Raw genomic sequence first — 19,461 nt, forward strand, 5'->3', positions numbered from 1 at the left:
AGAGGCGCGACAGAAAGTGGCCGCACGAATGCGCGTGCAACATCACGTCGTGCGACCAGCGCTGACTGCACTAGAGTTCAGTTTGTTCGGAAATCTCCAGCGCGTCATCGACTTCAATGCCAAGATACCTGATTGTGCTTTCAATCTTGCTATGGCCGAGCAACAACTGGACGGCTCTGAGATTCTTGGTCCGTTTGTAAATCAAGGTCGCCTTCGTACGGCGCATCGAATGGGTGCCGTAGACTGTCGGATCAAGTCCAGCTGCGCTCACCCATCGACTTATCATCCGGGCATACTGCCGGGTGGAAAGATGCGGGGACGCCGACAGTCGACTCGGGAAGAGGTACTGCTCCGATCGCAGGGCGGCCTTGTCAAGCCACGCGCGGACTGCCGACCGGGTCGGCTCACTCAGCTCAAATTGGACGGGACGCTGGGTCTTTCGCTGAACGACTTGCGCCCGCGGCAAGACCTGGTTGACGTGAGTGACATCGCGAACTCGCAGACTGACAAGATCGCAGCCACGCAGTTTACTGTCGATTGCGAGGTTGAACAAGGCAAGATCGCGGACAGCATGAGCGTTCTGAAGGTGGATCCGGATGGCCCAGACGTCTTTGGGTCTGAGCGGTGGCTTCTGGCCGACCAGCTTGCCTTTATTCCACGCTTCACGGGATTGTTCGGTCTTCATGGCAGACTCCCACAGGGAACGATGGGAGTTCCATTGTGAAACTACGCTCTCGCCACTGTTCACAATCGTGCCGATTGTTGCCGCCAGCGCATTCCCAGCCATCGTGACTCAACGGCTGGTTCACATCGAAATTCGACCAGATGAGTGGCAGAGGCGTTTCGGCCATTGCCGACGTTGGGGCGGTCCGGGTCGTGCGTCAGCAATGTCGCGGATTGCTGACGGTGGCGGCATCGAGCAACCCGACGGCAGCTTCCTGCATCAGCGAATTCACACTCCCGACCCGGAGCGCTCTCTCGCACTTTGGCGGCGAATGTCCGCTGAGCTTCCACGGACCGGACGCTCACAGACGACGGTCCTTATCCGCTCATCGGCTTTTCATTCCGGCCCGCGCATCAGAGGAATGCCTATAATGTCAGCCTTTGTTTTGGGCTGGAGCTTACTCCCAGTCCGACTAGCCACTCATTGATAGTGGCGCCGATGACCTCAGGATGATCCTCCTGCAAGTAGTGAATTCCAGCGCCAAGCTCAACTACTCTGCAGTCCTTAAGGTTCTTCGAAAAACTCTCGGCGACGGTCGGCGAGACCAGAGAGCCTGGATTTGCAGTGAAAAGCAGCTTCGGATAAGACGACTGTGCTAGAGCACGATGTGCGTTCTCCAAGGTTAAGTACACATCCGCCGGTTCTCCAGCGATCGGCAGTTCATTCGGGAAACGCCAGGTTGGTCGACGCGACTCGGGAGTTGGAAATGGTGCTCTGTAAACCGACATTTCCTCATCCGTCAGTTTTCGTACGGTCGCAGCGGGAAGAACCTGCTCTACGAATGCATTTCCTTCAAGAATCATTTTTTCACCCACGCCAGGCGTCCTGAACTTCTGAAAGGTTTCGCGTGCATCCGCGTGAAAATCCTCCCAGGTAGGCATTGGCCAGGTGAACTCCATAAAAGCAAGCCCACGGATAAACTCCGGCCTTCGGGCAGCCAGGTGAAATGCCAGTGCGGTTCCCCAGTCCTGCGCTATGACAAATGTTGACGAGATTCCAGCGTTATCGAGGAACGCATCCAGGTATCGAACATGATCCGCAAACCGATACGCAATGTCCGGTTTCCCCGATTGACCAAACCCGATGAGATCCGGCGCGATGCAGTGCGCCACGGGTGAGACCAGGGGAATGATGTTCCGCCATATGTACGACGACGTTGGGTTTCCGTGCAGAAAAAGCGCGACCGGTGCTTCGGGATTTCCCGCTTCCCGATAGGCCATGGTGGAACCCAGCACATTCACTCTCGGCAATACAACGTCAGAAAGGACGATCATTTCTGCTCCTTGAATATGGTTTGGAAAACGATGTTCTTGAAGCGATCGAGGGCGGCAGGGCCGCGTTCCACCTTCATGCGAAGAATTGCGCCTTCCCAGGAAGCCAGGAGAAATTCGGCGAGATCCACCGGATCGAACGTTGAATCGATTTCACCGGCGGCTTGAGCCTCGCCGATGCACGAGGCAAATGGAGCACGCCATTCTTGGAATATCGCCTCGAGCCTTTCGCGCAAAAGCTCGCTTTGAGAGGCGGTCTCAAGACTGAAATCGCCGATCAGGCAACCGCGATTCCATTTGTCGTCTGCCAGCACGCGGCTGATGATGTCCAGATACCGCTTCAGTCGCTGCCGGGGAGTAAGTGACTTGTCGTTCAAAGCCTCTTTGACTAATCCCTTGGTGTGAGCAAAATAGCGGTCCAGCACTTCCTCCGCAAAAGCCTCCTTGGAGCGGAAGTGATTGGTGAAGGAGCCGTGCGGAGCACCTGCCGCTGCGCAGATATCGCGCACACTCGCCCCTTCGTATCCCGACCGAAGCATCACCTGGAGGCCGGCAGCGAGAATGTCTTCGCGAAATGATGGTTTGCTCATAATATAAATACAGTCGTACGTATTCCAGTACGATACAGTCGTGCGTATTTGCGTGTCAAGTTCTAATTTAACCGCGCGGAGCCTGCCCATCGCATGTACCGTCGCCTGGATGGAGCCGCATTAATTTGACCGGCAGTTACGCGTGGCACGGCTAGCGGGGCTTCCGGCCGTACCAGACGATAGATCGGGCACGCCAAAGCCTTAGCAGTGGCAAGGATTCGTACAAATTGGCCGGATAAGCCGCACCTTCATCTCCAAGACGATTGGCTTATCGACGCCCGTTTGTCAGCCGTGGAACGGGCATTGCGAAATCCTGAGCTTCGTCTCAACCAGAGAGTCAGCCAGGGCTGAGGAGTGGCTTCCATTACGGGATCAAATGGCGGCTCGGCAACTCTTGAGCAGACATTCGCCAATGAATTGCGGAGGACCGTAGATGGCCGAACCCGGTCCGACAGCAAACTTCGGTGAGGGGGCTGAGCACCGCCGGTTGCGTTCGGCGGCACCCATCCACTTCTGCCATTTGAGATCGCATCTGAACTGACGAACGCCAGCTGTCGCCCGATGCGGGACCATCGGAGGTCAATCGAACACGGCATTTGAATCGGGCTGCCCTCACATCGAACCCTTCGACGAGGGGCCTCCGGCCATCTCCACATCAACGGCCCCACAGATTGCGAGCGGGACGCCGCAACGGTAAGCGTCGCGCAATTTTATTGATTTACGCGGTCATACGGACAACAACGACCAACTTGCGATTGCGCTCATTGTGCGTGGGATCGGAGGGTTGGTTTGCGCCGGCATGCACTCGATCAGGGTTAACCCATTCAGAGCTGTGCCGCAAAGTACATACAGTTCTTGCATACGAGCTTGCTTCAGACGCGGGGGCATCGCGGCCCAGGGTCGTCTGGCGGTGTTTCCTCAGTTCCACGAAATCCAAAGGAGATGACAGATGGAAATCCGCAACCCTTCCCCCGGCCTCTACAACGAAGATCTCGCACCTGCCAGGGTGCGCAACTGGGGTGCCTTCAGCATTTTCAACGTCTGGACCTCGGACGTGCACAGCCTCTGGGGCTACTACCTCGCCGCCAGCCTGTTCTTGCTGTGCGGCAGCTTTACCAACTTTGTGCTGGCGATCGGGCTCGGCTCACTCGTGATCTTCGCGCTGATGAATCTGATCGGCTACGCCGGCGAGAAGACCGGCGTGCCATACCCGGTGCTGGCGCGCGCCTCTTTCGGCGTGTGGGGCGCCAACTTCGCCGCGCTGGTGCGCGCCGTGGTGGCCTGCTTCTGGTACGGCGCGCAGACGGCAGCGGCTTCGAGCGCGATAGTCGCGCTGTTGATCCGCAGCACCAGCCTGATGGAGTTCCACAAGGGCACGCACTTCCTCGGCCATTCGGTGCTGGAAGTGATCTGCTACTTCATCGTCTGGGCGCTGCAGCTGCTCATCATTCAGAAGGGCATGGAAACGGTGCGCAAATTCCAGGACCTGGCCGGCCCGGCGGTGTGGATCGCGATGCTGATCCTGGCGATCGGCCTGTGCGTCAAGGCCGGCGGCTTTTCGTTCGAGCATGGCATTCCGATGGACGCGCTGCTCGAGAAGACCAAGGACGCCGGCGTCAGCGGCGAGCCCGGGTCGTTCTGGGCGCTGATGGCCGTGGGCGCGACCTGGATCACCTACTTCGCGGCGCTGTACCTGAACTTTTGCGACTTCTCGCGCTATGCGAAAAACCGCGACGCAGTCAAGAAAGGAAATCTGTGGGGCCTGCCGGTCAACCTGATTGCGTTCTCGCTGGTCGCCGGCGTCACCACCATCGCCGCCTTCAGGGTGTACGGCGAAGTGCTGCTGCACCCCGAGCAGATATCAGCCAAGTTCGACAGCTGGATACTGGCACTCATCGCGGCGGTGACCTTCGCAGTCGCCACGCTAGGCATCAACGTGGTGGCCAATTTCGTCTCGGCGGCGTTCGACATCTCCAACACGTTCCCCAGGCAGATCAGCTTCAAGAAGGGCGGTTTCATCGCTGCAGCCATCGCGCTGGTGCTCTACCCGTTTGCGCCGTGGGAAGGCAACGCCGCGCACTTCGTCAACGCCATCGGCGCCACGATGGGCCCGCTGCTGGGGATCATCCTGGTGGACTACTATCTGGTGGCCAAGGGGAACATCAACGTCGCGGCGCTCTACCAGGAGCACGGCGAGTATCGCTACGAAGGCGGCTGGAACGTCAACGCGCTGGCCGCGGCGGCGGTCGGCAGCGTGTTTTCGACCTTCCTGCCCAACTTCACCAACCTGCTGCCGGCCTGGTGGAATACATATGGCTGGTTCTTCGGCGTAGTGATCGGCGGCGGCATTTACCTGATCATGGCGACGCTGCGGCCGCGTACCGCGATCGCCCCTACCCGCGTTTAAGGGTCTTTCCATCCCGATCAGGTAGGGTCAAGCACCGGCGCGGCACCGTCGGGTGCCTCCCGGAAGCGGGCGGTCGGTCACGATAGCCGCGTGCGGCTCGCGAATCGCAGATTTGGCCGACGATCCGCCTGATGGCATCGTTCAAAGAGGGGCACTTTCGGCCACAACCTGTCGTTCGGTGAGCGGATAAACCTGCCGTTGGAACGGCTGCATTAATCCGGAACCCGACTGACGAATTACGCGGACAATTCAGTCTTTGCCAGCATGGGGGCGTCTTGGGTTTTACGTCAGCAATTCGGCGTGGTAGCGGCTTCGTTGTGCGTCATGCCGGAGCAGTCCTGCGTCTGGCGCATCCTGGCGTAGCCTTATGATGTTTTGCCACGGATCTGACAAACGCTTCTCAAGCGCATTGATGCCGGACGTCCAGTCGACGGCAAGGCATGACGTGAATATGCCCTGAGCGCGACCCCCGACGCGCTCCAGGCCCGGCCGTCGTTTCAGTTTGACGGCCGTTGTAGAGCTGCCAAAACAGCGCCGAGTTCCTCGTCAGTGAGTGCTGGCGCTGTAGTGAAAGAGAAGATATCACCCCATTGCATCACCATTGCTGCGACTGCGCTGGCGTCCATCGCTTCAACGATTGCAACGCCCCTAAACTCGCCGGCTGGCCGCCTGTTTTTATGAAGCGCTCAATTGCAGCCTGCTGCATTGCTGGCTCACCTTTCCATTGAACAATAAATTTCATGGTGAATGTCCCTTTCAGGATGGCGACTTCATTGAGCGCGCGAGCGAGCAGATCATCACATGTCGTTGTGGCGAACAGGTCGAACGGCCGGATTCTCGCCAGTTCCCGCAGCGCGGGCGGGATCTGCTGATCGCGCAGTACTGAGCGCAGAATGTCATTGATCGGGCGGTACAGGTCCTGCACGCGTCGTCCCGACGCCGCGACCGCGCATACCGCATCGTTCAGTTCCTGGTGAGGGCGCAGGTACACCTGTCCGGTCGCGCAGCCGCTGGCCGGTGAGCTCGGCGATGCTCCGGCGGGCTGGGCCACGAGTCCATAACGGTCCAACAGGGATTCGGCAATTGCCCGGTAAAGCGGCACGGTCTTCCCGTCCCGATCGATCGCCAGGAGTTCCTGACCGACGACCGGGACCACTCGCCCCTCCTCGATAAAGGCGAGCAGATCGTCCCAGAATTCCTCTCTCCCGAACGGATCAGACTGGTTCGCCATATCTGTGCTCCAGCCGGGTTGCCCGTCGTGGCCGACCGATTCGAACACGCCACGCGCATTGCGATGTCGACCGACCTGTTTGACACGCCCTCGCCGCAATTTCGCCTATCGGAACACGATTCACATCTGCGGATTTTTAAAAACGACTGCCAGTGAAAAGCCTGGTCGCAGACAAGCTGTCCAATTCGGAACTCTTGTGTTGGGTAGAGTGGACCCGTTAATTACAGATTCAAAATATCGGCGTAGACCAACCGGGTCTGCTGGTTGTGGAAGACATCCGTCTCGAAGCCCTCGAACTCCTCGATCAGGATACGGAACGGACGCGAGCTGCGCGCGGCCGGCAGCGTAATCGGACCACTCCAGAGCGTGTCGGGACCACCGAACGTGCGGGCCTGCAAGGGAATAACGGAGACCGGCACCCAAGCCAGATCGCCGTTGCCGCCCGCAGGTTGCATCTGTACCGTGGCGGTCATCGACGCGGTACCCGGGCCGCGGTTAGTCAACCCGGTCACGGCGAGTTGCAGGGCAGTCGGATCGAGCGGATCGAAAGTGATGCTGGCGGCGCGATCAGGCATCAGCTGGACGAAGTCGGCGAGCACCACGCGGGACAGGTGCGCGTCGGGGAGCGACTCCGGCTGATAGCGCGCCAGCGCCAGGCGCACAAACGGAAAATAAGAATCGCCCGGGTCGATCGCGATATCGCAATACCAAAGGTTGCGCTCGAGGTTGTAAGCGACCTCATGGCCCGCGACTGAAAAAGGCACGTAAGGCTGGTTGGACAGTTCCTCGAGACTGAGCTCCGTTCCGATCTTAACGGCCTTGCGGAAATGTTCGGGCAACGGCACCGCCTCCGAAGGCGGAGCGTCGGTGGTCCAGATCGGGTCGAGTCCCCATTGCGTAACGTAGCCTTTAAGGTAATCGGGCGTCTCGTAGGACAGAAATTGCGAATGTGGCGGCGGCGAGTAGCCCCACATGACGACGCCGAGCAACTCACCCTCGCCGGACGAGAACCAGGGGCGCTGAAGATACACGCGCAGACCGCCGCCCGCGCGCTTGCTCACGGTCCAGGCGCCTTCGGCGTTGGTCTCCCACTCGAAGGCCGGAATCACGTAAAGTGGTTGCGGCGCGGCCGGCCGGGCTGAGCTCGGAATCGAGATGGTCAACGGGACAGAACTGCGCGTGATGTTATCCGTGTTGTCGGTGATGGTCGTCGGGAAATATTCGCGAAAGCGGGTGGTTGCAACGGCGGTGTAGGCCACATTGCGATGCTTGGTGTCGTGGAACTCGTGCTTATTGCTGACGTGGGCCGCATCGATGGTCGCGACGACGTCGTCCGGCTTCAAAGGCAACTCGAAGGGCTTGGCGCTGCCGTCACGAATCATCGGCTGCGGGTTGGTCGTATCGGCCAAGTCATCAACGGGTTCTTGCCAGTGCGCTTCCATACCCACCTTGATGGTGCTCTTTCCGCTGATGGGAAACTCGTCGGTCAAATCGGCGGAGGTTTGCCCGAGGACTCGCGCCGCTGTCAGATGCTGAAACTGTGGCTCGAGCAACGGCTGTTGGACGGCGTGAACGAACGTGAGCTGCTTGGGTGGGGTGAGCATCCAGTGACCGCCGTCGAGGGCGAGTCGCTCCAGGTCGGAGAGATTCAACGGCTCGGCTCCGACAATCCACGACCAGATCTTCATAGTGGAAAGCATGCTCGGAGGATTGGCGCTGGCGTCATCGGTAAGGAAACAGCTCATCGCCACAGTCGTGGTCTCGGCCTTGGAGAGATGGACCGTGAGTACGCGCTCGATGGCATTTTCGACAAAGGTCGGCGGACCTGAGCCTTCATCAAGCATGAGGCGAAAGGGCAGCACCTCGGGCCAGGTTTTCGTGAAGGGGGTCTTCCAGACGGACCCCGCAGGCGTGCCGGGTAGGTTGCGGAAAGCGGCGCCGGGCGCGAAAGGGTCGGGCAGGTAAGGTACACGTAACTGCGCCTCGGGATGTGGGACCGGCTGCGCCGGATGCGCGGGATCGACGCCGAAATCGCCGTCCTTGTTGGTCAACATCGTATAGAGCGCCTTGTCGGGTGGCCCGGCCGGCGTGTCCAACATGCCATGGGTTTCGGCCATGATCTCAGTTGTCTTGGGCGGTGCGATGTGGCGCTCGGAGACGGCCGCAATATGCGTGTTGAAATTGCTGCGGATGACAATGGTCTGGGCGGATTCGCCCGGCGTTGTGTCGGGCCCGAGCGGTGTGCGTAGGACGATCGCCGGGGCGACGACAGGCTCATATCGCAGATAGGGCAGCGGCTGCGGCGGCAGGTTGTAGATGTCGCCGAGGACGGCATCATGAGGGATGCTGTTGGCGGCCAGGTCAACGGCGCGGGCACGGAATTGATATAGCGCGCCGAAGCGCAGCCGTGGCAGCGTGCCTTTCGTAACGCGAAAAGCGGTCTGGAGCTGAAAGTCAGTGACGGGCGGATTCTGGACGTCCTGGGCAGTCGAGTCCGAGCCAATCGTGCGGCCGACGCGCGGCGCCGACAGGCTCCATCCGGCCCAACGGAAGAGCGATTCCGGCAGGCGCAGATCCGGTGTCGTGCCATCAGCCGACTGCGAGGTGGCGACTGTCACAAAACCCTCGTCGGAAAAATTGCGCGTGAGACCCTTGGTCAGGAAGGTGTAGGTTCCGTCGCGAGCGCATAGCGATTGCCATTGGCCGTCCAACGAACTCCAAACGTCGATGCGATAGCCGCGCGTAACGTCCTCGGCCTGCAGAATCACCTGCTTCGGCGGGACTTGCGTAAGGTTCTGGTTTTTATCGCGCGCACCGTGGAAGACGTCGACCAGCCGTTTGGCGCGATCGGCACGCGCCGCCGAGAAACCGGCTGAACGCAATGAAGGCAAGCCATAGTTTTGCGGCGTGTCGATCGAATTTTCCACGGGACCAAATGCAATGCGCGAGAGATTAGAGGCGAAGTCCATGGCCTTCTCGGCGGCACCGTCAACATCCAGTTCAACGACGTCGTACTGCGTGGCCTGATCAGTAAGCAGGAGCATGCCGTCGGCAACGTCCGACTCCGGGCCGGGCGCTGGCAAGAAGCTCTTTGCGGGAAGATTGATCTGATACGCGGTCCACGGCGTCATCGGTGCGGGCCCGGCGAGGCTGGGAACGACGCGCATCGTCGAAGCCGGCGGAACGCCCTGGCTCGGAACTTCAAGGTCGATCGCGAGGCCCATCGCGCGCATCAGCTTGGCGTACTGGGAGAGACTGGCGACGACTTTATGAAAGTCGATGTCCGTGGGTTTCTGCTTGGGCAACTGCTTGCGGAAGGTCGGCCGCGCCTGCACGGGACCGTTCGGGTCAATCTCCGCTTTGGAGAGGAATTGGTGCATCACGCGCACCTGGTAGAAATCCGAGTCCGCGCGGCCGAAGTTTGCGGGCACGTAGTTGAGTCCGTGGAGCAACTCGTCGAGTTGGGCGTCAAGCCGCTTTTGCGTCGACGCATCGATCACGATTTCGGCAAGGCGACCCAGCGACTTGCCGCCGTCGACAAAGCCGAGCTGGCTCAAAGACGGCTTTTGATCCGGCGTTTGGACCGCAAAGATAGTGTATTGCTCGGTGAGAAACGAGAACACCTTCTTGGTGGGGAAGGAGCGGACTGGGATGCCACTCCTGTCGTCGAAGCCGAAAGGGTGTACCGGTGTTTTGTCGCTAAACAACGCCGTCCACGCCGCGGAATCGAGACCCGGGTAACCTGGCTCGGTGATGGGCTTCACCGTGGATGACGGACCGCCCTGAAATTCTACGGTGAAACTCAAGTTCGACACGGTTTTTGGCCAGTCGAGAAAGTCCGAGAACTGGATGAGAGTGCCGTCCACCGCGCCGTCGGTCTCCAGCCGCGGGGAGACCAGGACCGACAGCTTGAGATGGTCGCCGCTCGGAGTGAGTCCGTTCGGTAGCGCGGTCCACATGATGTTTCGGATGCTCATCGGAGATCTCCTCTAAGCAGCGAACGCGTCGCAGTAATCGTCCCAGACCTGTTGGGTGTCGATGAGGTCTTTGAACGAGGCTTTGGGATCGGAGAATTCGCGCCGTAGTGAGGCCGACACCGAGGCGCTGAAGAGCAGCACGTGGACCTCGATGGTAACGGTGGCTTCGCCAGCAATCTTGCACGGCGGCCCGAAGAAGTAAGTGAAGCCCAGATAGAACTCGATCGAGGCGCTGATCAGGCCCAGCACATCCAGAGAGCCGCCAGCACGCAGGTAGCCGGTGAGTTGCGAGGCATTGTCATTGGGATCGATCTTCAGGTAGACGCCAGCCATTATGTGGACATTGCCACTGGCTACGACGATATCGATGGAGACGTTGGCGCCGAATTCGATCGAGGCTTCGATCATCTCGACACCGTCCGGACCTAAGGCGATGCCGAAGAAGCCGCCGCCGCCGAGGAGCGAAACCGAGACAAGGAACGGATGCTCGCGTTCGCTGAAGGCAAAGCGGAAGCGTAGTGGATTGGGCGGCAGGAACGGCAGCGTGAGCGCTGCGCTCAGGCTGATGTTCTCGACACTGAAGACGCCCACGCTGACCGAGGGAATTGGCAGTGTATAGCCCGCCGTGATGCCGTCTGCGCTGACGTCGAGGTTAGGCGGATCCTGAAAGCCATCCGTCGGAATCAGGTCCTGAAGCGTCTGCAGGAAGCTCAAGTCGCCGAGAAACTGCAACCCCTTGCCATGGATGTTCGCAGCGACGTCCAGCTTCTTTCCCGCCGGGGCCTTGAATGACAGGTCGTCGAATTTAATTCCGACCACCCCCCCCAGAGTCAGCGCGAAGTTCTTTAGGGAGCCGTCGACCGAGGTCTGCGGCGCCGCGCCAAAGGGCGTGACGATGAGAACGCTGATGTTAAGGGCTGTGTTGAGGTCGTCGAAGACGATTTCAATCGGACCGAGAGAGTAATTGATCAGCTTCGGCGCCCAGGTCAGCGTCGTCGTAATTGCTGTCGATGACCGCTCGGTAGTCAGGACCGGCGCGGTTTTGTCCCCTCCCAGTGCATCGACGAGGACCGACAAATCGACTACGCCGAAGAGCTTGCAACCGATGTCCTGGAAGATGTCCTTGGTATCGAAAGTGCCAGCAGCGATGTTGTCAGGCGTCGAGCCGCTGACCGCGCCGAATTTGCGCGATAGGCCGGAGACGGTCAGATTGGGGGTCGCCACGCCGCCGGACTGATCGCCCTTGAACTTTACCGGCAATTGACCGGGCAATTTCGTGACCGGATCAACCGTCTGGATGAAAACGCCGCCCGGTCCGAAGCCGTCCGGTCCGAAGGCCCCGGAAATGTACTTGTCATAGAGCTTGATCGAGGTCGCGCCGGTCTGGCCCGCGACCTGCTGAATTGCCGGGACCACCACGTCCGCCCCGTCCATCTGAGGAAAGAACGGCGCGGCGGCCGTGGATGACGGAGAAGCCGGTTGGGCCGAGAAGGTCATCGCGGAGGTGTGTAGAGTGGTGTCCCCAATCTTGGCGCTAGGCGCAAAGGCGACTTTCTGCCCGGCCAGGTCGCGGGTGTTCTCGCCGGAACCGTTGTAATTTGTCACGGCGGTCGCGTAATCGCCACCGCGCTCGACAAAGTAGAGCGGCGCCACGAACTCGGAGGTTTGCAGCGCCTGCTGTTCGGCATCCGTGCCTACAACGTGGAAGAGGAACGGACTCCCGTTCACCTGCGGCATGAACGAGTACCGGTTGGTCCCGTCGAGTTTGATGCTCGCGGGATCCAGGTTCGGCGTGACCAGGGTGGTGATGCGCATATTCTGGTAGGGGAACGCGCGCTGCTGCTCGGCGGTCAGGCCACCGTAGGTCCTCAACGGCTCGCGGACGAGAATGAAGAATGTCTGCTTCAGGAAGGCGGTCGTCCGACCCTCGCCATTGGGCTGAAATTTTCGCTCCGTGATCTTGACCAGCGACGCGCGGTTGCCGAAGGGCAGCAGAAAACCGGCTGTGACGACCCGCACGTAGTTGTCACGGGCCATCGCGGCCCGATGCTGCCATTGCTCAAGGCTGAATACCGCGTGACCATCGACGGGAAGCGGATCCTCCCAGTTGCCGAACACTTCCATCCAGGCGCCGAGCGTCGTTAGGAAGAGCTTCTGCGCGTCGATCGAGGCCGGCTGATATTTCGGAATGGTGAAGTCCGAGGACAGTCGCACGATCTGATCACGATCGTTGCGATCGAGTGACATGCGGAAGGGTTCATTCGGATCAGGCGGGTTTTGTAACGGATCGAAATGCCCGGGGATGATGGTTGGGTTGTAATCGGGCGACCAGATCGCGCGGATCTTTCGCGGCAGATTCTCGTTGGCGAACGGCTGCCCGTTACGCTGATCGCGCACTGCAAGACGGGTGTGCCAGAGTTCCGTGCGATTACTCAGCGTCGCTGCGGTCTTCGAGTGCGCCCATGCGCCGGAAGTATTCGGCGAAAGGAACAGATGCCAGGGCGCCTCGATGGCCGTCTCCGTGTCCGTTGGTGGGCGAATCTGCGGAGGCGGCGGTGGCGGACGCCCGATTCCCGGAGGGACAATTGCCCGCTCTTCTGCCAACGGCAGAACGTGCGGGCCAGCATCGGGGATCGCCACCGGCACGACGCTCTGTTGCAATTTAACCCAATCGAGCAACGAATCGAGCGCATAGGCCAGCGAATTGGTACCCGCCGGTAGCTGGAAGACCAGCCGGCTGGGGCCTGCCGCCATCCGCTGCGTGGGAGTTACCGGAGGAAATGTTTCGCCGGACTGCGTGTTCTTAGGGTCGCTGTAGCCCTCCAGATAGGCCTGCTCGGCGATGTTTTGCGGATCGTCGAAACGGACCGCCAGGTAAGCGGGCTGAGTCGCGTCTTGCACCACCAGCTCCGGCGGACTCCCTCCGCCGCCCTCGGCCGCGAGGTTGTAAAAGAGAAGGTCGAGCGAGAGCAGGTCTTCTCGGCGCACGACAGAGACGCCAAAGTCCGGGACCGACAAGCGTCGTCGTCCCGCCACTTCGGGACCCGCGATTACTCCCCAACCTGGTGTCGCCCCTGCCGTCGTCACGAAGGGCAGCAACCGCAGCGTCGACGCTGAAACCGGCTTGGTAGCCACGCTTTCACCCGCCTGAGGAGGCAGCGGCGCGGCCACGGCAAGTAGTTCGGGTGCGCAGCGAAAGCTCGTGACATCTCCCTTCAGGGTTTCCACCTCAAATCCCGGAGGTGCGCCCACGCCCAGGTCGCCTACTTGGAGCGCGAACCCATCGAGGGTCAGCCAACTCGGCACGGTGCTGAATCGGGCGGTCAAGAATGCTTCATCACCCAGTGAGTGGTCAGACGTCGGATCGAAGGCGATCGCGTAGGAGGGAGCGACCAATTGCAAAGTGAACGGATGGTTATCCAGGTCCGTAATGCCGCCCGCTACGCTCAGCTTCAGTCCATCGACCCGTGGTGAAAGCGCCAATAGCTCGCGTGCTACATCGCCCGTCGCACCTTCGCCGGCCTCGATCTCGAGACTATTAAAGAGGCCGTCCGCGGCGGTCAGAGTTCCAATCGGCAGCGCGGACGGCGCCGGTGTCAGGTGCCAGATGTTGCCGCCGGCAGTCATACCCAGCAGGGTGCGCCTGGATTTGGGGTGGATGCTGATGCTCGGCTCGCCGGGAAACAGCAGTTTGAGTGCAAAGCTGTCGCTCACGAGGTCCGCCCCCAAGCCGCTCAGGGTTGTGAGCTCCGAGCCCTCCATAGGCAGAATCCAGTTCGGGAAGAAGTGCGCCCGGGCGTGGCCGGAAATAGCCAGTTTCGACGCCGCCCCCAGCTGGCAAATATCGGTGCTCACCGAGACCTCGGATTCCAAGGACTGCTGACCGGCCAGCCAGCGCTCGATTGTCGCCTGCGCGTGAAAGCCTCCGAGGGTGAAGGTCAGATCCATGGGCGTTCCGAATAATCCGGTCTTGCCGAGGATGCAGACCAAATCGGCGGGCAACTCGGTGCCGGGAAATCGTGCACCTTTGAGTTCGATTCGCAGCCCGCCGGTTAGCGTCGGATTAGTCGATAACGACGGCGTGCCGGCGAAGCGGCGAACGTCGATCACCCAGCGTAGTGTTCCATCCAACTTAAACGCGATAAAGCCGACACCGTGGATAATGTCGAGTTTTCCCACCCCGAATCCGATGGGCGGCGGGGGAAAAGGAATAAGCTTGCTCAGCGGGGAAGCCGCGCTGCTGCGCAGCACACCTAGGTTCAGACGGGTTTGTGCCATCGGGCGGTGCTCCGTAGAGTGGCGCGGGCCTTTGGGCGATCGACAAGTGATGAGCCTCGCACCTCGTTTCCTTTCGTTGCCTATTAGCGACCGGATTTCCGGAAGCGTCCTTCATGTTGGCCCGCCATTGCGAATGAGTTTTGCCGACAACCTCATCCGGGATCTGGAATGCAGTCAAGGTCCCGCGCGGCTTGCGTGCCGTTTTTAAACGCTCAGTCTAAAAATTTCAGCGTCCCCTGGCCGGGTGCGAGCGGATGAACTCCCTGCCGTAGGAAACAACGGCCCGCGTGGCGGCGTTGCTGATGGAGTCCCACGGTATCAAGGCTCTTCCCGATCCTCCTCATCGTCGTCGCAGCAGCACGGGTATCCCTGGTGGCAGGAATGTTCGTGACGACCTTTGTCGCAGCAGTCATCGTGACAATCCTCGCAGTGCTGCTTACCGCAAGCGTCCCAAATGGTGTAGGCCTGCACCTCGATGCACTTCACTGGCATTGCTGGGTCATCGCTTTCGATGATCAATTCGCATACGCGAGCGCACCTCTCGTTGGCATGGTATTGAATCACCACCGGAAGACAAGAGCCGGGATGGAGGCTTTCAGGGAAGGGGTTGTGCAGCAACTTCCAGTGGCGGCTCTTGCGTTTAAAGTGCACGCTGCTCACATTTAACGTGCAGGCGCCCATATTGCAGACCGTGAGTGTGCGATCGGCGCAGCAGCATGTATTGACGCCGCCAAAAGTTGTCGAACCGCCAACGACGAGCTTGCCAGAAGGCGCGACGCCCGAAACATTGACGCTGCGCGGGCCGGCCGGATCATCGCTTGCCACAGTTATTGTCGCGTTCTTGGCGCCGAAGCTTGTGGGCTGAAAACGGATGGGCACGGGAAGCGCATCGCCAGGCCCGACGGTAATCGGGTACGAGAGCACTTCGGGCACTAGGAACTCGGACGAGGTCGAAGCGATTCCGGTGACGGCGAGCGTGCATTTGCCACTGTTGGTGATCGTGAGTGGCTCATCGGCAAAGGAGCCGATGCAAACCTTACCGAATTTTCCGGTGTCGGCCACAATCAGATTCGCCCGTGGTGCGGGTGCGACGCCAGCCACTTTCACTACATGCGCACCGGCCGGGTCATCGCTGATGATCGTGAAGGAGCCGGTTTTCGGACCAAAGGACGAAGGCCGGAAGCGCACCACCACGTCCAGCGAGTCGCCCGTGTCGACAAGTAGCGGGTATGACAGCACGCCCGGTGCCAGGAAGTCTGCAGATCCCGCGATATCAAATATCGAAAGCTTGCAGGCGCCCGAATTGTTGATAGTTAGCAGCTCGTCGGCGAACGAGCCCACGCATACATTGCCGAAGTCGCCGCCGTTCGGAATGGCCGTTGCCACGGCGCCGGTGCCGAGGAGACCGGTGGCGCTTAGGTCGACCGCGGGCGCGTTGGGATCATTGCTGAGTATCCGGATGGTGGCCGTTTCGGGGACGCCCGCTACGCTCGGCGTAAAGCTGACCGTGAAGTCCACCTCCTCTCCGGGGCTGATGACAAGCGGCGTGAGCGGCGTCGGCAGCACGGCGAAGTCGGTGGAACCCGTGTGCCGCTGAACGGCGACAATCAGCAGATCGGCACTACCGACGTTGTAGATCGTGAGCGTCAGGTAATACGGGCCCGCGCAAACGGTGCCGAAGGCCAACCCGTCTTGCAGACTGACTGCGATCGCCTGGCCAGCCGGTTTGACGAACTCGAAGACCCCGCGTCCATAAGTGGCAGCCCGCAGCACGCCAGCCTTGGCATTGAAGGCAAGGTCGAATACGGGGGCCTTGGGAAAGTGGATGTTGTCGAGAACGGTCCACGATGCGCCAACGTCCACCGAGCGGATAACGCCGAAATCGGTGCCTACGTAGAGCGTGGTGGGCGTAGTCGTCCCATCCACTGCAATCGCGCCGCATGGGACATCGACTGCGGGTGAGATATTCGTCCACGTCGTAGCGCCGATCGTGGTTCGAAAGACATTCTGCGCAGCGCCGCCGCTGATCCCTGTGACCACCGCGTAGAGCACGTTGGGGTCGACGGGATCGAACACGGCGCGAGCCACGTTCCGACCCGGCAAGCCGTTGCTGATATTCGAGAACGTCACGCCCGTGGGCGGCCCGACCGTGGCGGCCAGTGCGTTGGCGGAGACAAAGACCTGATTGCCAGCCGCAATCACGACGTTGTTGCCGTTCGTCGCGGCGACGTCCACGTTACCGCTTGTTCCGGGGCTGAAAATCTTGCGCCAGGCGCCGCCTGTTAGCTGCCACAGATTTTGCAGGCCGCTTGCGTAAAGGATGCCGGACGCGCTTGGGTCGGCTGCGATCTGCGTCAAAAGGAAACCGCCGGTGTCAGCCGCGGTCCACGGAGGCGTGAGGTTAGTCGGCCAAGTAAGGCCGTCGTTTGGGGACGCGAATATAGACGATGCCGGACCGCCGTATGCGCCGTAAAGGACGGGAGGCGAACTGCCATCGTAAGCGACGTCCCATCCGTCGCCCCCCACAGGGGCGTTCCAGGCTGGGCTCACCGCGCCAGCGGTCGTCTGCAGCCTGTTATCTTGGAGCGCACCAGCTGTGACACTCGCGGTCGCGTCGGGCTTGACCGCGATGTTGTAGAAGAGACCGGTTTGGAGACCGCCCTCGTTGATCGGATTCCACGTGCCGCCAGCGTCTGTCGAGACGTCGATGCCGCCGTCACAGCCACAATAGACAAGAGTCTTGGCCCCGCCAGTCTGGGCGACGGTGGTCCAGGTGTGCGTGTCGGCGTGACCGACGCTCTTCAACGTAAAGCTTGTGCCGGAGTCGGTCGACTTGAACTGGTTCAGGCACCCGAAATAGAGAACATCGTTGCTCCCGTCACCCGGGGAGGCCGGATCGACCGTCATATCCAGGGCGTAACCGCCGTAGGTGGTCCCCGAGACGCCGGTTGCGGCCTGCTGTGTCCACGTGGTGCCCTGATCCTTGCTCACGAATACGCCTAGTGGGTCGGGCGTGCCGCCGCTGCCCGACATGGTGACGTAGATCACCTGCACGCCGTTGACGTTGGGCGGCGACGTGGGCGGAGCCAGCGCCACCACGACCCGGTTGAAGCCACCACCGGCCAGCACCGCCGACACAGCGGGCGTCGCTGCGCTGAGCACCTGGTTGAAGGTATTTCCGCCGTCCACGGAGCGGAACACACCTTGGCCGGAGCCTCCAGCGAAAAGGATGCGCGCGCCTACAGGCGACGAGAGGTCGAGGGCCAGCGAACGGGTGTCGACGCCGATTCCCGCAGCCGCTGTCCAGTTCAGGCCGCCGTCATTGGAAGTGAAGACGCCGCCGACCGCCCCGATGTAGAGGACGCCGCTGGCCGGATCGACGAGGATGACGTTGATCGTCTGACCCACAAATTGCGTGGCGTTGCCCGTGTTGCTCGCCGGATAGCCGGAGCCAAGCGCGATCCAGCTTGCGCCCGCGTCGGTCGACTTGAAGAGGCCCGCAGTGGGCTGCCCGATCGTGTCAGGCTCAGCACTGCCCACGCGGTTGCTAGTGCCGACGTAGAGGATGTTCGTATCGCTGGGATCGATGGCGATGCCCGCCGGCTCGCCGATGCCGAGCACGGGCTGCTGGTCGAAGAGCGGCGTCCACGTGTTGCCCCCGTCGCCGCTGCGCCACACGCCTCCCTGGGCAGTGCCGAGGTAAAGCACATTCGTGTTGTTGGGACTAACGGCGACAGCCGTGACGAGGCCATTATCCTGCGTGCCGCCCTCATTCATGGGGCTCGGACCGATAGGCGCCCACACGGTTCCGGTCAGGCTCATGACTCGTCCTCCCCACCAGGTTCACGCTTTCCGACGGGCGCCACAACGGCCGCTGCTGGCCGGACTACAGCCCCGGGCAGCGCTTGCCACTGCTGAAGCGTGCGCGCGTACCGCTCCGTCGTGGGTTCAGCGCTATCGAGCCAGCGGCGCGCAATGATGCTGGCATGCCGCGCCGGATCATCGCCGCTTTCTTCCTCATGGCCGTCCGGGTGACGCCCGGAATCGCCGTCGTGGTGGCGGCCTGAATGGGTCGACTTGATCATATGCACTCCTGACTTTGAATCAAGCTTCACCACGAGGGGTGGCGAACTAAGGATGTTTGAAAAGGAGCGGCAATTACGCTATTGATGCGCTTACCCAATTCGATTGGCTGTCGACCCGCGGATTTAGATCCGCTCGGAGAGATTCGCTTTCTTCGCAATCAACCAGGTTACCGAAGGTCCCGTTACGGTGGACGGCGAGAAGCGCACTACGTGTTGACCAGCGATCTATTTCGCATACGACCGGCTCCATTCCCTCCGCGCAAGCGTGACAAGCAGCGTCGTGAAAACGGCTAGCCCGATGGTGACTCCCCACTCCGCCGAGCCGTTGCCCACGTCTGGTTCGACGCCGAAAATCATCTCTATCCACCGTGGCCAGATCAAGGTCACGATGAGGGCAGCACCGCTGACCACGGCCAGTGAGCACTCCAGCCAGAACCGCTTCGTAAGCTTCGACACTGTCACCTCCCCTACGAATACAGATTTGCAATTGATTCTGTGTGCTGGCCTTATTGCCTTCATCCACGCCCAACTATAGTAGAGGACCTTGAATTTTCCAGTTCGAACTAGAGCGTTAAGGATCGCGGCTTCTCACTCATCCTGGTGATGCAGGCGCGCTAAACCAAAAGCGCTCGATCGGGGTGCTTTTTAGAGAAGGAATCGCGGATTACTCCCCGCTAGTTCCTCGGCCGGCGGCTTCGCACTAGACGGCTGACCTTGACCTACCTATCGCTCTCGTCGGATCCCTTCGCGAGGACTTTTTGCCTACGATGTCGCGCTATATCGACGTGCATCGCGAGGGAGGGGCAAATGTTGTTCATCAAATCGGTCGCCATCGGGTTTTCAATCGCTGCGCCGGTAGGTTCGATTGGCCTGCTATGCATCCCAACGAAGCCTGAAG

At 60.6% G+C, this 19,461-nt stretch carries 11 protein-coding genes; 1 reads left to right on the top strand and 10 read right to left on the bottom strand.

The window, feature by feature from the left end; genetic code table 11:
- Window positions 1–70: 70 nt before the first annotated feature.
- The 3 genes from HDG37_RS31140 to HDG37_RS31150 all read right to left on the bottom strand — a co-directional run bounded on the left by HDG37_RS31140 (window position 71) and on the right by HDG37_RS31150 (window position 2,585).
- Window positions 71–685 (bottom strand): tyrosine-type recombinase/integrase, encoded by a 615-nt coding sequence (locus HDG37_RS31140; protein ID WP_184054377.1) that lies wholly within the window; start codon window positions 683–685, stop codon window positions 71–73.
- 404 nt (window positions 686–1,089) lie between these two features.
- Complete coding sequence (locus tag HDG37_RS31145) at window positions 1,090–1,998, bottom strand: haloalkane dehalogenase (RefSeq protein ID WP_184054379.1); 909 nt, start codon at window positions 1,996–1,998, stop codon at window positions 1,090–1,092.
- Entirely contained in the window at window positions 1,995–2,585 is a 591-nt protein-coding gene (locus HDG37_RS31150; protein ID WP_184054381.1) for a TetR/AcrR family transcriptional regulator, read from the bottom strand. The genes HDG37_RS31145 and HDG37_RS31150 overlap by 4 nt, the downstream gene beginning before the upstream one ends.
- A gap of 949 nt (window positions 2,586–3,534) precedes the next feature.
- On the opposite strand from HDG37_RS31150, the gene HDG37_RS31155 reads away from it, so the two are divergent.
- Window positions 3,535–4,992 (top strand): NCS1 family nucleobase:cation symporter-1, encoded by a 1,458-nt coding sequence (locus HDG37_RS31155; RefSeq protein ID WP_184054383.1) that lies wholly within the window; start codon window positions 3,535–3,537, stop codon window positions 4,990–4,992.
- Between the two features lie 497 nt (window positions 4,993–5,489).
- Here the strand turns inward: HDG37_RS31155 and HDG37_RS39690 are convergent, their stop codons facing one another.
- From HDG37_RS39690 to HDG37_RS31185, 7 genes are all read right to left on the bottom strand, one after another.
- The gene (locus HDG37_RS39690) at window positions 5,490–5,618 is read right to left on the bottom strand and encodes a DUF3303 family protein (protein ID WP_311541663.1); all 129 of its coding nucleotides are present in this window, start codon (window positions 5,616–5,618) and stop codon (window positions 5,490–5,492) included.
- Window positions 5,588–6,223, bottom strand: coding sequence for a hypothetical protein (locus HDG37_RS39695; protein WP_260335162.1), 636 nt, complete (start codon window positions 6,221–6,223; stop codon window positions 5,588–5,590). Before HDG37_RS39695 ends, HDG37_RS39690 begins: the two co-directional genes overlap by 31 nt.
- A 221-nt stretch (window positions 6,224–6,444) precedes the next feature.
- Window positions 6,445–10,200 (bottom strand): hypothetical protein, encoded by a 3,756-nt coding sequence (locus HDG37_RS31165; RefSeq protein ID WP_184054385.1) that lies wholly within the window; start codon window positions 10,198–10,200, stop codon window positions 6,445–6,447.
- Window positions 10,201–10,212: 12 nt separating this feature from the next.
- The gene (locus HDG37_RS31170; RefSeq protein WP_184054387.1) at window positions 10,213–14,478 is read right to left on the bottom strand and encodes a hypothetical protein; all 4,266 of its coding nucleotides are present in this window, start codon (window positions 14,476–14,478) and stop codon (window positions 10,213–10,215) included.
- 318 nt (window positions 14,479–14,796) lie between these two features.
- Complete coding sequence (locus HDG37_RS31175) at window positions 14,797–18,300, bottom strand: choice-of-anchor D domain-containing protein (RefSeq protein ID WP_184054389.1); 3,504 nt, start codon at window positions 18,298–18,300, stop codon at window positions 14,797–14,799.
- Window positions 18,297–18,563 (bottom strand): hypothetical protein, encoded by a 267-nt coding sequence (locus tag HDG37_RS31180; protein WP_184054391.1) that lies wholly within the window; start codon window positions 18,561–18,563, stop codon window positions 18,297–18,299. Before HDG37_RS31180 ends, HDG37_RS31175 begins: the two co-directional genes overlap by 4 nt.
- Window positions 18,564–18,788: 225 nt before the next feature.
- The gene (locus HDG37_RS31185; protein WP_184054393.1) at window positions 18,789–19,019 is read right to left on the bottom strand and encodes an ABC transporter permease; all 231 of its coding nucleotides are present in this window, start codon (window positions 19,017–19,019) and stop codon (window positions 18,789–18,791) included.
- Window positions 19,020–19,461 lie beyond the last annotated feature (442 nt).

Origin of the sequence: Paraburkholderia sp. MM5384-R2 (assembly GCF_014201025.1) — a bacterium.
GTDB classification, from domain to species: Bacteria; Pseudomonadota; Gammaproteobacteria; order Burkholderiales; family Burkholderiaceae; genus Paraburkholderia; species Paraburkholderia tuberum.